The organism is Mesorhizobium sp. 131-3-5 (assembly GCF_016756575.1).
Taxonomy (GTDB): Bacteria; Pseudomonadota; Alphaproteobacteria; order Rhizobiales; family Rhizobiaceae; genus Mesorhizobium; species Mesorhizobium jarvisii.
Map to the genome: position 1 here is coordinate 1,847,119 of NZ_AP023254.1, position 14,764 is coordinate 1,861,882.

General features: G+C 63.4%; 14 protein-coding genes and 1 pseudogene. 9 read left to right on the top strand and 6 right to left on the bottom strand.

The window, feature by feature from the left end:
* Positions 1-40: 40 nt before the first annotated feature.
* Genes JG747_RS08995 through JG747_RS09005 form a run of 3 tightly spaced genes read right to left on the bottom strand, consistent with a single transcriptional unit; the run spans position 41 to position 2,538 of the window.
* Positions 41-460: a cupin domain-containing protein gene (locus tag JG747_RS08995; protein ID WP_019861312.1), complete on the bottom strand. Its 420-nt coding sequence runs from the start codon at positions 458-460 to the stop codon at positions 41-43.
* A gap of 4 nt (positions 461-464) precedes the next feature.
* On the bottom strand, positions 465-1,331 hold the full coding sequence (locus JG747_RS09000; RefSeq protein ID WP_019861311.1) for a phosphoenolpyruvate hydrolase family protein: 867 nt from the start codon (positions 1,329-1,331) through the stop codon (positions 465-467).
* A gap of 10 nt (positions 1,332-1,341) precedes the next feature.
* Positions 1,342-2,538: a Tm-1-like ATP-binding domain-containing protein gene (locus JG747_RS09005; protein ID WP_202361630.1), complete on the bottom strand. Its 1,197-nt coding sequence runs from the start codon at positions 2,536-2,538 to the stop codon at positions 1,342-1,344.
* A gap of 52 nt (positions 2,539-2,590) precedes the next feature.
* On the opposite strand from JG747_RS09005, the gene JG747_RS09010 reads away from it, so the two are divergent.
* From JG747_RS09010 to JG747_RS37505, 8 genes and pseudogenes are all read left to right on the top strand, one after another.
* A complete protein-coding gene (locus tag JG747_RS09010; protein WP_202361631.1) occupies positions 2,591-3,250 on the top strand; it encodes a TetR/AcrR family transcriptional regulator in 660 nt (219 codons plus the stop codon).
* 438 nt (positions 3,251-3,688) lie between these two features.
* On the top strand, positions 3,689-4,801 hold the full coding sequence (locus JG747_RS09015; protein ID WP_019861308.1) for an ABC transporter ATP-binding protein: 1,113 nt from the start codon (positions 3,689-3,691) through the stop codon (positions 4,799-4,801).
* Between the two features lie 46 nt (positions 4,802-4,847).
* Positions 4,848-6,281, top strand: a complete 1,434-nt coding sequence (locus JG747_RS09020; RefSeq protein ID WP_019861307.1) for an ABC transporter substrate-binding protein — start codon at positions 4,848-4,850, stop codon at positions 6,279-6,281.
* An 80-nt stretch (positions 6,282-6,361) separates the two neighbouring features.
* Complete coding sequence (locus JG747_RS09025) at positions 6,362-7,423, top strand: carbohydrate ABC transporter permease (protein WP_019861306.1); 1,062 nt, start codon at positions 6,362-6,364, stop codon at positions 7,421-7,423.
* Positions 7,424-7,426: 3 nt separating this feature from the next.
* A complete protein-coding gene (locus tag JG747_RS09030; RefSeq protein ID WP_202361632.1) occupies positions 7,427-8,365 on the top strand; it encodes a carbohydrate ABC transporter permease in 939 nt (312 codons plus the stop codon).
* Between the two features lies 1 nt (position 8,366).
* Entirely contained in the window at positions 8,367-9,455 is a 1,089-nt protein-coding gene (locus JG747_RS09035) for an ABC transporter ATP-binding protein (RefSeq protein ID WP_019861303.1), read from the top strand.
* Entirely contained in the window at positions 9,452-9,892 is a 441-nt protein-coding gene (locus JG747_RS09040; RefSeq protein WP_019861302.1) for a hypothetical protein, read from the top strand. The genes JG747_RS09035 and JG747_RS09040 overlap by 4 nt, the downstream gene beginning before the upstream one ends.
* 106 nt (positions 9,893-9,998) lie before the next feature.
* Positions 9,999-10,764: pseudogene (locus tag JG747_RS37505) on the top strand (ABC transporter ATP-binding protein); the annotation flags it as partial.
* Between the two features lie 9 nt (positions 10,765-10,773).
* Here the strand turns inward: JG747_RS37505 and JG747_RS09050 are convergent.
* The 3 genes from JG747_RS09050 to JG747_RS09060 form a co-directional block, all read right to left on the bottom strand.
* Positions 10,774-11,205, bottom strand: a complete 432-nt coding sequence (locus JG747_RS09050; protein ID WP_019861300.1) for a DUF4437 domain-containing protein — start codon at positions 11,203-11,205, stop codon at positions 10,774-10,776.
* A gap of 139 nt (positions 11,206-11,344) precedes the next feature.
* Positions 11,345-12,316: an AraC family transcriptional regulator gene (locus JG747_RS09055; RefSeq protein WP_202361633.1), complete on the bottom strand. Its 972-nt coding sequence runs from the start codon at positions 12,314-12,316 to the stop codon at positions 11,345-11,347.
* 47 nt (positions 12,317-12,363) lie between these two features.
* The gene (locus JG747_RS09060; RefSeq protein WP_202361634.1) at positions 12,364-13,350 is read right to left on the bottom strand and encodes an AraC family transcriptional regulator; all 987 of its coding nucleotides are present in this window, start codon (positions 13,348-13,350) and stop codon (positions 12,364-12,366) included.
* 183 nt (positions 13,351-13,533) lie between these two features.
* On the opposite strand from JG747_RS09060, the gene JG747_RS09065 reads away from it, so the two are divergent.
* Positions 13,534-14,748 carry an MFS transporter gene (locus JG747_RS09065; RefSeq protein WP_202361635.1) on the top strand — a complete coding sequence of 405 codons (1,215 nt, stop codon included), beginning with the start codon at positions 13,534-13,536 and terminating at the stop codon, positions 14,746-14,748.
* The last annotated feature ends 16 nt before the right edge of the window (positions 14,749-14,764 follow it).

Consider the following 14,764-nt stretch of genomic DNA (forward strand, 5'->3'; position numbering starts at 1 on the left):
TCCCTGTAGAACGGGGAGAACACCCCGTTGTCCAGGAAAGTTACTTCCCGCCCGCCGGAATCAGCCTGAAATCCGGCAACTCCCGCAACACTAGTTCCGGTCCAGCCGGCGAATAAACAACGAACAGCTGCATTGGCCCGTCGCCCGTATTCAGCGTCGAATGGAAGCGGCTCTCCGGCACATAGATGGTGCAGCCGGGGCCGACCTTCGCGACCACCGGGTTGCCCTTCTCGTCCTCGACCATCTGCTCGCCATGGCCGGAGATAACGAAGATGATTTCCTCGGCGCCCGGATGGTTGTGGCGGGTGTGGCCCTTGCCGGAGGGCAGGTCGACGACACCGCCGGAAAAGCGGGTCGCGCCGTTAACTTCCGGAGCGACCGTCAGCGCCAGTCGGCCCCAATCGAAGCCGAAGGCGCTGACGTCCTTCGGATAGACAAACACCTTGCTCTTGTCGGTCATGGTCTCATCCCTTCTTTTTCTTTGGCTTGGTCTTCTCACCACCGAGCGTCACCGCTTTGAAATCGGCCGTCTGCCTGGCGATCGCCGCCTCCGCCGGCAGCCGCTCCATCGAGCTTGCACCATAGAAACCATGCAGGCCTTTGCAGCAGTCGAGGATGTAGCGGGCATCGTCCGGCATCGAGATCGGGCCGCCATGGCAGAGCAGGATGACGTCCTTGCGCACCGAGCGGGCGGCATCAGCGATGGCGTCGATCGCGACGACGCAATCGTCGAGTGATTTGGCCGAGGTGGCGCCGATCGAGCCACCGGTCGTCACACCCATATGGGCGACCACGATGTCGGCGCCGGCCTTGGTCATGGCGCGCGCCTCGTCGGGATTGAAGACATAGGGGGTGGTGAGCAGATCGAGCTTGTGCGCCTCGGCGATCATGTCGACCTCGAGCCCGAAGCCCATGCCCGTCTCCTCGAAACTCTGCCGCATGCTGCCGTCGAACAGGCCGATGGTCGGAAAATTCTGCACGCCGGAAAAGCCCATCGTCTTCAGCTCGGCCAGAAGCAGCGGCATGATGACGAACGGGTCGGTGCCGTTGACGCCGGCCAGCACCGGCGTGTGCCTGACCACCGGCAGCACTTCATAGGCCATTTCCTTGACGATCTCGTTGGCATTGCCATAGGCGAGCAGGCCGGCGGCCGAGCCGCGCCCGGCCATGCGGTAGCGGCCGGAGTTGTAGATGATGATCAGGTCGATGCCGCCGGCCTCCTCGGCCTTGGCCGACAGGCCGGTGCCGGCGCCACCGCCGACGATCGGCACGCCCTTGTCGATCATTCCCCTGAATTTCTTCAGTATGTCCTTGCGCGGTATTGCGGGCATGTCTGGGCTCTCATTGTCTGGCGATGTCGAGAAAAGCCGCGACCGCGGCCCTGGCGAATTCGGGATCGTTGATATGCAGCGGCAGGCGCGTGACGCGACGATTGGCATTCGGCCTGATCGTGCGCTCAATGGCGTCGAACAGCACGGCGTCGGCCTGCGGATCGAAGAAGGTGCCGCCCTCGATGTCGAGCGCCGAGACGCCTTTCTCCGGGATCAGGAAATGCAACGGCCCCTCGCAGAGGGCGAGCCTGGCGCCGATCCACTCGCCGATCTGGTGGCATTCGTCGGCGGTGGTGCGCATCAGCGTAACGTTGGGATTGTGCTCGTAGAACAGCCGTCCGCTGTAGCGTTCCGGAATGGTCGAAGGCGCCCAGAAATTGACCATGTCGAGCGCGCCGACCGAGCCGACATAGGGCAGCTTGCGGCGGGCGATCGCGCCGAAGCGATCCTCCGTTGCCGGCAGGACGCCGCCGAATAGGAGGTCGCAGACCTCTGTCGTGGTGATGTCGATGACGCCGGACAGCAGGCCGCGGTCGGCCAGCTTTTCCATGCTGCGGCCGCCGGTGCCGGTGGCGTGGAAGACCATGCAATCATACGCGGTGCGAAGCTGGTCGGTGACGGCGGTGACGCAAGGCGTGGTGACGCCGAACATGGTCAGCCCGATCGACGGCTTGCCGTCGGGCGGCGGCGCCGGCGTTGCCGCCATGCCCGCTATCGCCTGGGCGGCATTGTGCAGCACGACGCGGGAGAGCCGGTTCAGCCCGGCCATGTCGGTCACCGACGGCATCATGATGATGTCGGAGACATCGACATAGGGAGCCGTGTCGCCGGAGGCGAGCGTCGAGACCATGATTTTCGGCAGGCCGAGCGGCAAAGCGCGCATGCCCGCCGTGATGATCGACGTGCCGCCGCCGCCGCCAATGCCGATCACCGCGGCGATGTCGTTCCGCGACTGGACGAAGCGGGTGAAAGCGACGCCCATGGCGGCTACCGCGGCGCCACGGTCATCGCCGCCGAGCACGGCCGCGTGGCCGCGCGGATGGTGGCCGGCGATTTCCTTCGCCGCAATATCGACCGGGATCGTTGCGTCGCGTGTTCCGACATCGACGCGGCAAACATGAGCGCCCGTCGCGGCAATCGCATCGGCCAGGAAGGCGAGCTCCTCACCTTTGGTGTCCGCGGTGCCGACCACATAGATGCGCTTCATTGGCGCCTTCCAAGGTTATTGCAAATTTTTGAGACGCGCGTATCATATTGACATGGATGTCTCACGTCAACGATCCACAGCAACAGGCGACACCGAGCGGGGAAGCGGCCCGGCTCCAGAGCGTGGACCTCGGGCGCGCACGAAACGGCTGATGCTGGAGACGGCGACACGGCTGATGCAGGCGGGCGTCACGCCGTCGGTCAGCGAGGTGGCGGAAGCGGCGGAAGTTTCCCGCGCCACCGCCTATCGCTATTTCCCCAGCCAGGCGGCACTGGTGCAGGCTGTCGTCGACGAGGGGCTTGGTCCGATCCTGACCTGGCAATCGACCTCGGCGGATGCCGAGCGCCGGGTCGCGGAGCTGTTCGATACGGCCATGCCGCGCATCGAGGCTTTTGAAGCAACGTTCAAGGCGGCGCTGAAGCTGTCGCTCGATCAATGGGCGCAACGCCAGGCCGGCACGCTGGGCGGTGAGCCGGCCTTTACGCGCGGTCATCGCATCGATTTGCTGCAGCAGGCGATCGCGCCGCTCAAGCGCCAATTGCCGCCGCGTGAGTTCAAACGCCTTGCGCAGGCGCTGTCGCTGGTCTTCGGCGTCGAAGTGCTGATCGTGCTCAAGGACATCTGGGGCCTGGACAGCGGCAAGACCCTGGCCGTCGCCCAGTGGGCGGCCTCAGCGCTGGTGCGGCAGGCGCGACTCCGGACGCCATCCTGACCAGCGGCGGTGGCGGCGTGAGTTGGGCATGGAGGAGGGCTGGACGAAGGCGGATGCAGGATATGAGACTTCTCCCGATGCGGACCGATTGGGGGGTCGTCGAGGGCAATCCGGGGCGGTAGCCGCGGTAGCTCGGAGCGAATCTGGTTCGACCAGATTTGAAGGTCGGCGATTTCAATAATTTTGGGGATTGGCGTTTTGCGAACGGGATGAAGGTGGAGAACTACCAAAAATGAAGGAAATACGAACATATAGCGGACGTATTCAGCTTATTTTGGTGACGGCGAATTTCAAGAAAGCGCTTGACGGGCATCTTAGATTGGTAATACCAGATTAGGAAAGAAAAGGCGGATCGGGAATGACAGCCGCAGTCCATTTCGGTAGGGCGAGGAGGATCATACGGATGTCACGTGTTCCGTCCGCACGAGGTGGCGCATCGTGACGCAGACGTCGCCTCGCGCCAGTGCCGGCAAGGGGATTGCGCTGCGCCTCGATGGGCTCAGCAAGGCCTATGGATCCGTGCGCGCCATCAACGACCTGAGCTTCTCCGTCGACGAAGGCCGCTTCTTCGTACTCTTCGGGCCGAGCTCGGTTGGCAAGACGACGACGCTGCGCACTATCGCCGGCCTCGTCCAGGCCGACTCCGGCACGCTTGAGATAGGCGGCCGCGACATGACCCATGCGCCGATCGCCGGCCGCGGCATCTCGATGGTCTTCCAGTCTTTCGCGCTTTACCCCCACCTCACGGTCTATGACAATCTCGCCTATCCGCTGCGCGAGGAGAAAGCCGCGCGCGCCGAGATCGACAAGCGGGTGAAAGAGACCGCCGAGATCCTGAGACTGACACACCGCCTGAAGGCCAAGCCGGCAACGCTGTCCGGCGGAGAGCAGCAGCGCGTCGCGCTCGGCCGCTCCCTGATCCGCCGGCCAAAGATTCTTCTCCTCGATGAGCCGCTCACCAATCTCGACGCCAAGCTTCGGCACGAGACGCGCGCCGAGCTGAAGCGGCTGCACCGCCAGTTCGGCATGACCGTGATCTATGCCACGCCCGACGAGCTCGAGGCTCTCTCGATGGGCGAGGCGATCGCCGTCATGCGCGATGGCGGCATCGTCCAGATCGGCACGCCGGACGAGCTTTACGAGCAGCCGACCCATACCTATGTCGCCAGCAAGATCGGCTCGCCGCACATGAATCTGTTCACGGCCTCGGTGCGCGCCGACACCAGGTCTTTCGACACGCCGCTCGGGACTCTGGTTCCGGCGACGGCGCCAAAGACTGCCGATGCCGGCGAGGCCGCGCTGATCGGCATTCGCCCGAGCGACATTCGGCTCGCCGCCAAGGGCGAAGCCGGGGTTGCCTCGAAGGTGCATCTGGTCGAACCGCTCGGCGACATCACGATCGTCTCGGTCGTGGCCGGCGGCGAGATGTTGCGCATGGTGCTGCCGGAAGCGATCGCCGCCAGCATCAGGACCGGCGATTCGGCATCGATCGCCATCGATAACAGGAAAATCCACGTCTTCCGCGCCGCGAGCGGCCAGGCAATGACCTGACGCGAACGGCGAGAAGCAATCCGGTTAACCAAGGGAGGAAACGTGAATGACGGCGATGACCAAAGTGAAAGGGCTAGCGACAGCCGCAAGCTTCGCTGCCACGCTACTGGTGGGAGGCGTGACCTATGCCTCTGCCGAAGAAGTGACGTTGACGATGGCGGTGCCGGATTGGCCCCCGACCCGCATTATGAAGAAGTTCTTCGACGAGCAGTACAAGCCCAAGTCTGGCAATACCGTGAAGCTCGATGTCGATTTCATTCCGTGGCCGGATTTCTACACCCGCGTCAACGCCTCGTTGACCTCGGGCGAAAAGAAGTACAACTTCATCGTGTCGGACTCGCAATGGCTGGGCGCCTTCGTCGAAGGCGGCTACTTCCGCAAGATCAACGATCTCATCGATGCCGACCCGGAACTCAAGGCGACGATGGAGTCGATGCATCCCGCCGTGCTCAACGCCTATTCGACCTATCCCAACAGCACGCCGAACTACTACGGCTTCCCGCAGTTCCCGGACGTGCTGGTCACCTACGGCCGCAAGGACGTGCTCTGCAACGCCGACGAGCAGGCCGCCTTCAAGGCGAAGTACAATGAGAAGCTGCCCTGCACCGGCGAAGAAATCGACGCCATGGACTGGAACACGTTCGAGCATGTTGGCGAATTCTTCCAGCGCAAGAAGGGCGACAAGCTCGCCGGCCAGGTGCTGGATGACGATTTCTACGGCATCGCCTATCAGGCAGGCAAAGGCTACGACTTCTCGACGAGCTCGGTCCACTCGTTCGTCTGGCAGCATGGCGGCGGCATCTGGGATGAAACCAAGGCCCCGACCGGACATGCCGAAGGCGTTGTAAACTCCCCGAAGTCCATCGAGGGCATGGAGCATTTCCTCAAATTGCTGAAGTTCATGCCGCCGGTGGTCAAGACCGGCACCATGGACATCTTCGTCTCGGACCAGTTGTTCCGTGAAGGCAAGGTGGCCATGAACATCGACTGGATCGGTCTCGCCGAAGCCTCGCTCGATCCCAAGACGTCGAAGGTTGCCGACAAGCTGGTGTTCGGATTGGCGCCAGGCCTGCGCGGTCCCGACGGCAAGGTGAATCGTACGTCACAGATCGGCGGACAGCCTTTCGTTCTCACCACCTGGACGACGCCTGAGCAAATCAAGGAAGCGGTGGGCTTCGTGAAGTGGTGGCTCTCGCCTGATATCCAGAACCAGTTCGCCGCCGGCGGCGGCCAGTCCGCGATCAAGTCGGTCTACAGCGATCCGAAGTATGTGACCTATCGTCCGTGGGACCGCGCCTGGGCGAACTCGCTCGACTGGCAGAAGGACATGTGGCACGTGCCGCAGTTCTTCGAACTGCTCACCCAGCAGCAGGACCAGTACGACCTGGCCATCACTGGCAAGCAGGACGCCAAGACCACCCTGGATAACATCGCCAAGTTCCAGGAGGACCTTCTGAAGAACGCTGGCCTTATCCAGTAACCTTCCGACATAGCTGCGGGGAGCGGGCAAAAGCCGCTTCCCGTCATTGCCACGTCAGGCGCTCCATATTTCGGACTCCCATGACCGCTGTTTCAAGCACGCTGCTGACACCACGCCTTACCACGGTTGTTGCCCACAACTGGAAACTCGCCATCGCTGTCGCTGTCGTCGTGTCGGCCATATCAATGGCGGGCTTGCCGGCGGCTGTCTCCTTCTGGGTGGTGGGCGCCACGGCGGCGTTGGTCGCGGCCGCATTTACCGTCAACGCGTATCGCCGCCACTACTTCGGCGCCTTGCTGGTCGCTCCGGCAATCGCCGTTCTGTTTGTAATGAATATCTTCCCCCTGCTGTGGTCGCTGGGCCTTTCGTTCTTCGCCTACCAGGCAAACCAGCAGACGATCCGCTTCGTCGGACTCGGGAACTACACCCGGATCCTTACCAACGATCTGGCTGCTCACGCGACTTGGGGCGCGCTGATCAATACCGCCATGTTCGTCGTGTTCACCGTCTCCGCGCAGATGATCGTCGGCTTTCTGCTGGCCATCCTGTTCGCCAAGCAATTTCCGCTGCGCAAGTATTTGTTGATCCTGGTGCTGACACCGATGATGCTTTCGGTTGTCGCCTCTGGCGTGTTCTTCACCTACTACTATGACCCGACATTCGGGATTCTCAGCTACGTCATCAATTCCATCTCCGGCAACCAGTTCATCCTGATGAGCAACAAAGTCGGTGCCGTGGCGGGAATCGTTTTCGCCGACGCATGGATGTGGTCGCCCTTCGTCATGCTCCTTGTGCTGGCGGGCCTCGTCTCGGTGCCGAAATACCTTTACGAGGCCGCTGCCATCGACCGTATTTCCAGCTGGCGGCAATTCTGGATGATCACCTTCCCCTACATCCGCGGCCTTCTGATGTTGGCCCTTCTCTTCCGCACTATCGAGGCATTCAAGCTGGCGGATCTCGTCATCCTCCTCACCAAGGGCGGCAACGACACACTGACGATCTCCTATCACTTGATCCGCATCGCCAACGAGCAGAACAAGACGAGTGAGGGCGCGGCGATCTCCTATCTGATGCTGTTCATGGTGATCGTTCTCACCAACCTCTACCTGTACCTCGCAAACCGCCGTACGCAGGGAGCATAACCCGTGGTCGAATCGATATTGGGAAAGCTCGGCCTCCGCAGGGCCAGCGGAGTAGACGAGGCCGGCTGGGGGCGGACGCTCGCCGTGGCCGTCGTCGCTTTTATCTATTTTCTGCCGGTGCTGTTCATCATATTCACCGCCTTCAAACCGCAGGGCGACGCGCTCCTGGTGCCTCCGACGCTGTCGCCCACGTCGCTGTTCGGCTTGATTCCGGACCATTTTGTGTTCAAGCCAACCCTCGAAAATTTTGGGTCCGTCTTTTCCCGCTCGATGACGCCGGACGGTGCCCCGGAAGCGACAGGATTCGACCGTTATTTCTTCAACTCGATCTTCATCGCCTCGGCGTCGGTGCTGCTGGCGCTGGTGATCGGCACCCTGGCGGCCTTCGGCTTCTCGCGCTATCCGCTGAAAGGCAATGACACCTACCTGTTCATCATCCTGACCACGCGCATGCTGCCGGCGATTGTGGTGATCATTCCGGTGATCCTGATGTTCCGCGTGGTGGGCCTGTCGGGCTCGTATCTCGGCATCATCATGCTCTACACCGCCTTCAACCTGGCCTTCACCATCTGGATGATGAAGAGCTTCTTCGATGAATTGTCGCCAGACGTCGAGGATGCCGCCCGCATCGACGGATCGTCCGGAATGCGGGTGTTCTTCAAGATTTGCCTGCCCCAGGTCATTGCCGGGCTCGCCGCCACGTTCGTGTTCGGCCTGATCCTCACCTGGAACGAGTTCCTCTTCGCCCTGTTGCTCTCGGGGCCCGACACGAGGACGGTCCCGGTCGCCATGAACCAGGCCGTGTCGTCGGGTGGACGCGGCACCGACTGGACTTTGCTTGCCGCCATCGAAACCCTGTTCCTTGTCCCAGTCTTCCTGGTCACCTTCTTCTTGCAAAACCATCTGTTGCGCGGCGTTACCTTCGGCACGGTGAAGCGCTGAGATGTCAACCATCGAACTCCGCAAAGTCACCAAACGCTTCGGCTCCTTCACCGCGGTCAAGGACGTTGACCTGTCGGTAGCCGCCGGTGAGGTCGTCTGCCTTCTCGGCCCGTCCGGCTGTGGCAAGACGACGACCTTGCGCGTCATCGCCGGGCTGGAACGCGTCACTGACGGCGAGATCGTCGTCGCCGGCAAGGTGATGAACAACCTGCCGCCCGAAAAGCGCGACATCGCCATGGTGTTCCAGTTCTACGCGCTCTACCCGTCGGCATCGATCGCCGAGAACATCGCCTTCCCGCTCTATCACGACGGCATTTCCGGGGCTGAGCGGACTGCCCGCGTCAACCGCGTCGCCGCGATCCTCCACTTGGAGCACGTTCTCGACCGGCTGCCGAACCAGATATCCGAGGGCGAAAAGCAGCGCGCCGCCATGGCCCGCGCCATCGTCCGCGACCCCAATTGCTTCCTCTTCGACGAGCCCTTGTCGCGTCTCGATGTCGAACTGCGCCAGACCATGCGTGGCCAGATCAAGGAAGTGCTGCAGGGCCTCTCCAAAGCGACCGTGATCGTGACCCATGACCAGCTCGAAGCGCTCACCATGGCCAACCGAATCGCCATCATGAAGGACGGCCTGATCGAGCAAGTCGGCTCACCCCACGAGGTATTTGCCAAGCCCGCCAATGCTTTCGTGGCGAGCTTCATCGGCACGCCGCAGATGAATCTTCTCGAGGCCGACCTCAAGACCTTCGCCGATGGCACGGCGGACATGACCGTGGCCGGCACTAGTCTGGCGATCCGCACGGACGCGGCGGTCGCGCGCCTGCAGCCCGGCAAGGTGACGATCGGTGTCCGCCCCCGCGCCTTCACCCCGACCGATACGGGGGACCGTGGCACCATCTCCGCCCGGGCCGAGCTCATCGAGCCCATGGGCGCCGAAACCCTTATTCATGCCCGCACGGCGGCAGGCGCCGACATCCGCGTCGTGGTGACGAGAAGCCAGCGGGTCAAGGTCGGCGAGGCGCTGAATCTACGCCCCGATCCCAGGCAAACGCATGTCTTCGATGGCGCCGGAAAGGCGGTGCGGTCATGAGCGACAGTTCTTCCGGCATGAGCCGGGCCGGCGCGTTCTGCCTCGAGGTCTTCATCATTGGTCTCGGCGTCGTGGCGCTGGTGCTGATCTTCCAACCCTTTTCCATCGGCCTGTACGCGGTCGGCAGCGGTCTCGTGGTGCTTGCCGGACTCATCAACAACCTGCTGCCGTTGGCCCAGCCGGGCGTCAAGGTGCGCAGTGTAGTGACAGTAGCGCTGGTCGTGGCGCTGGTCTTCTGCATTGTGCTGCTGGTTTCGATCACGGCGGCGCATCTCTACGGCGTCTTCTTCCTCAATCCACCGGACCCCAACACTCTCGCCGGCAAGGCGCAGCTCGCCACGCCGCCTTTCTACAAGCAGGCTTTCGTGTGGGAAATCGCCGCCGCGGCGGTGATTCTCGCGCTGGCCGTCACCGCTCTCAACAAGACAGCGCGATGATCAGCAGCTGACGCTATCCGGCAGGTCGCGCTCGCGCCGGTCCACGACGGTCGGTGTGCGTCGCCTCTCAACTCTCACGCCGTCATCCTCCGGCTTGACCGGAGGACCCGATGCCGAGATCAAGGATCGTGTCGATCGCGCGGCCCGTACGCCTACGCATCGAGCATCTGCTCGACCGCAAGACCGACCGGCTCTCGGGCGGCGAGATGCAGCGCGTCTCGATCGGCCGCGCCATCGTGCGCAAGCCGCGCGTGTTCCTGATGGACGAGCCGCTGTCGGCGCTCGACGCCAAGCTGCGCGAGGCGCTGCGCACGGAACTGAAGAACCTGCAGATACAGCTCGGCGCCACCTTCCTGTTCGTTACCCACGACCAGATCGAGGCGATGTCGATGGGCGACAAGGTCGGCGTCTTGAACCACGGCCGCATCGTGCAGACCGGCACGCCGCACGAGATCTACAACAATCCGCGCGACACCTATGTGGCGAGCTTCGTCGGCTCGCCGCCGATGAACCTCATCGACGGCAGACTGGTGAACGGCCGCGCGGTGATGGCGCCGCTGAATTTCGAACTGCCCTTTTCGGGGGGAGCCAAGGCGAGCTCGGCGACCGACGGTCGCCCGCTCGTCTTCGGCATCCGTCCGGAAGACGTCTATCTCGAGAGCGGCGCGCCGGTCGAGGCGCGCGTCCATGATGTCGAGAACCATGGCGTCGAAAAGATCCTGACGCTGCGCGTCGGCGATACGACGCTGCGCGCCACGGTGCCGGCTAGGACCGATGTCGCCATCGAGCAGCCCGTGCGCTTTGCCTGGAACCCGGACAAGGTGGTGCTGTTCGACAAGGGCAGTGGCGTCAGCTTGCGTCACGCCGGATAGAGCGTCCGGTTATTTCGCCAAGTAGGTCTCGTAGGGCGTGTCGTTGATCAGCAAGATCACGCACTCCGTGTCGGACAGGCAAGCGTCGTCATGCATCTCGTTGGCCTTCTGGGTCCAGTAGGATCCCGGAGGCAGTTCGACCTTGGTCGCTTCGCCGCCTTGCATCTGCCAATGCGCCCACAGCCCCTTTATGACCACCGCGCGATAGTCGGCGGTGTGCGCGTGAACCGGAGCGCGCCAGTTGCCTGGGACTTTCAGCAGCGTTCCCGCGGGGCCCTTGGCCCTTTCGCCCCACAGCGGTCCGAGGCGCTGCGGCTGGTCTGGCGCCTCGGCGACATAGGGGATCTTGTTGGCCGGAAGATAGCTGTCCTCAAGGGCGAAAGCCTGGCCGGAGACCACGAGCATGGTGGCGAGCGTCAGGACCTTCAGATGATCTGGCATGGCTTTCTCCTTGAATCGGCCCGCTCACGGCTGGCAACGGCAAGCTATTGCATGCAGCCGGCCCGGCAATGACACAGCGTCCGGAAGACTTGGCAATTCATCCAGCCATCCAACACGGCAAGGTCCGTGCGGCGTTAGTCTAGCGTTCCTCGGAGGTGCCGTTGACGGTGCGCAGATGGCTGGGCGCCGTGCCGACGATGCGCTTGAACGCCCGGCTGAACGAAGCTTCGGACTCGTAGCCCAGTCGGGCGGCCACCACCGACACCCGCATCCGGTCTTCGATCAGCCACTGCCGCGCCTGGTGCATGCGCAGCCGGGCGACATATCGAGCCGGTGTTTCGCCGACGATTGCCGTGAACCGTTCGGCGAAGGCCGAACGTGAGGCGCCCATTTCGCGTGCGAGGGCTTCGACGGTCCAGTTCCGGTCGGGCTGGCGATGAATGGCCACCAGCACGCGGCCGATGTCGCGATCCCTTATCGCCGCGGTCCAGCCGGTGGTGCTGTCGCCACCGTTCTCCACCCATGAACGGATGATGCTTGCGGCCAATACGTCGGCCAGCCGCGCCAGCATGCCGCCAGAGCCGGCGCGATCGCCGGTCACTTCGCTGGCCATGGCTTCCAGAAGGTGCGGAATGCCGGGCTCATCCGCCATCAAGTCGCGGGCGCGCATCATGTCCGGCATCATGGCGAGCACAGGATGCGATCCACCCAGATTGAAGTGCATGCTGCCGCAAAACAGCAGGGTTTTGGCGCCATGGCCGCCGTTCGAGACGGCGTAGACATTATCCTGCAAAGGCTCGATGCTGTAGCTTTCGATCGGCACGGCATGGACGTCCGGCGCGCTGGCAAGGATGTGCTCGGCGCCACGCGGCAACAGCAGCGCATCGCCGGCTTTCAGCTCCGACCATTGCCGGGATGGCGAAAAAAGCCAGCATCGGTGCCGGCCGATGAAGTGGAAACGCGCCGCCTCCTGGGCTGGAAAGAGCACGGCCCACGGCTCGCCAAGTTCGCAGCGGCCGTAATCGACGCCATCAAGCCGCAATCCTCGCAGCATGTCGGTCAGCGGACCGCCTGAAGCCGGCGAGATACCCCCGGATGATGTGAAATCCATGCCCGGGTTCTAGCGTGGAATCGTCAGTCCGTCACGGCCGAGATGCGTTACCCGGCCTGGCGGATGTCGGCCTGCTCCTCTGCGCGCAGATGGCTGGGCGCCGAACCGATGACGCGCTTGAAGGCACGGCTGAAGGCGGCGTCCGATTCATAGCCGAGGCGTGCGGCAACGACCGAGATCTTCATCCGGTCGCGGACCAGCCACTGCCGCGCCTGATGCATCCTGACCTGGGTGACATATTTTGCCGGCGTTTCGCCGACGATGGTGGCGAAGCGCTCGGCAAAGCCTGAACGCGAAGCACCCATCATCCTGGCCAGCGACTCGACCGTCCAGTCATGGTCGGGTTCGAGATGGATGGCGGCCAACACGCGGCCGATGTCGCGGTCCCGGACAGCGGCGATCCAGCCGGAGGAATCGCCGCAGCCACGCTCGACCCATGAGCGGATGACGGTGGCGGCGACCACATCGGCCAGCCGCGCCAGGATGCCGCCGGAGCCGACGCGCTCCATCGTCACTTCGCGCGCCATGGATTCCAACAGATGCGGAATGCCCGGCTCATAGGCTTCCAGCTCATGCGAGCGCATCACGTCCGGCATCATGCCGAGCAGCGGATGCAGGCCGTCGATGTTGAAATACATCGCGGCGCAGAACAGCAGCGTTCCCGGCTGGCAATTCTTGTCGCACATCTCCGCGTTCGACGTGCAATAGACGTCCTTGCAGACTTCCTCGAGCTTGTAGCCATGGATCGGCCAGGCCTTCGCCCCGGGTTCGCTGGCCAGTACATGGGCCTCGCCGCGCGGCAGCAGCACCGCATCGCCGGCATCAAGCTCCATCCATTCGCCGGAGGGCTGCTTCAGCCAGCAGCCCTTGCGGCCGATGAAGTGAAATCGCGCCCCTGGCTGAGCCGGAAACTGGATGCCCCAAGGCTCTTTCATCTCGCAGCGGCCATACTCGACGCCATCGAGGCGCAGGCCGCGCAATATGTCCGTCAGCGGGTCGCCCGTGATTGGAATTTTGGACGAATGGTCAAGCATAATGGGGTTTTTAGCATGGAAACTCCAGGGCGTCACTTCCTATGTTGCACTGCAGCCAAATGTTGCGCCGCAAACAAATCGCAGACCGGCCCCATGGCCAAGCCGTGACGGCAACGCATGGAACGGGTGGAAGCCCCGGGCGGTCGTTTCTTATGTGGCGCTGCAACAGATCGGAGATTGACCATGGCCGAACCCGCAACTGATGTCATCGACGCCACACTTCTGAACCCCGCAGACACCGATGAACGAACCGACCCGGCCTGGGGCGCCGTGGGTTCGCTGGCACTTGGCGTTTTCGGTCTCGTGACCGCCGAATTCCTGCCCGCCAGCCTGCTGACGCCGATGGCGCGCGATCTCGGCGTCACCGAGGGCGTGGCAGGACAAGCGGTGACGGCAACCGCCATCGTCGGCGCCATTGCCGCGCCCACCATGGCGATCATCACAAGGCGTATGGACCGCAGGCTGGTGATGTGGATGCTGACCTCGTTCCTCATCCTGTCCAACCTTCTCGCCACCTTTGCCGCGTCGCTGCCCATGCTTCTGTTGGCCCGCGTCGTGCTCGGGGTGGCGCTGGGCGGCTTCTGGGCAATGTCAGCGGCCATGGCGCTGCGGCTGGTGCCGATGCGGCTGATGCCGCGCGCCATGTCGATCATCCTGACCGGTGTTTCGCTGGCCACCGTCACCGCCGCTCCTGTCGGCGCCTATGTCGGCGACATCTGGGGCTGGCGCACGGCGTTCATGGTCGCGACCATCGTCGGTGCCCTGGCGCTGCTGGTGCAGTTGGTCACCATTCCGAAGCTGCCGCCGGTGGGTGTCGCGAGCTTCCGCACCTTGCTCTATGTGCTGGAGCGGCCGTCGATCCGGGTGGCCCTGCTGGTGGTGCTGCTGGTCGCGTCGGGGCATTTCGCCGGCTTCACCTATGTGCGCCCCTTCCTCGAAAAGGTGCCGATGCTCCACATCGAGACGATCTCATTGGTGCTTCTGGCCTATGGCATTGGCGGTTTCTTCGGCAATATCGCCGGTGGCTTCCTGGCCGAACGCAACCTCAAGATAGCTGTGGCGCTGGCGCCCCTGCTGATCGCCCTGGCAGCCGCCTCGATGCTGATCTTCGGCACCTCGCCGACGATCGCTGCGGTTGCCGTCGCCGCCTGGGGCTTTGCCTTCGGCGCGGTTCCGGTCGGACTGCAGAGCTGGCTGGTGCGGGCGGCACCCGACCAGGCCGAAAGCGCCGGCGGCTTGATGGTGGCGACTTTCCAGGTGGCGATTGCGCTGGGGGCCGTCCTCGGCGGTCTGCTGGTCGATCATGCCGGCGTGGCCAGCGCCTTCGCCTATTGCGGCATCGCAACGCTGCTGGCGGCCATCGTGGTGTTCCTGCGCGGCCCGAAGCAGGCCGAATAAGCTCTCATCTCCGCCT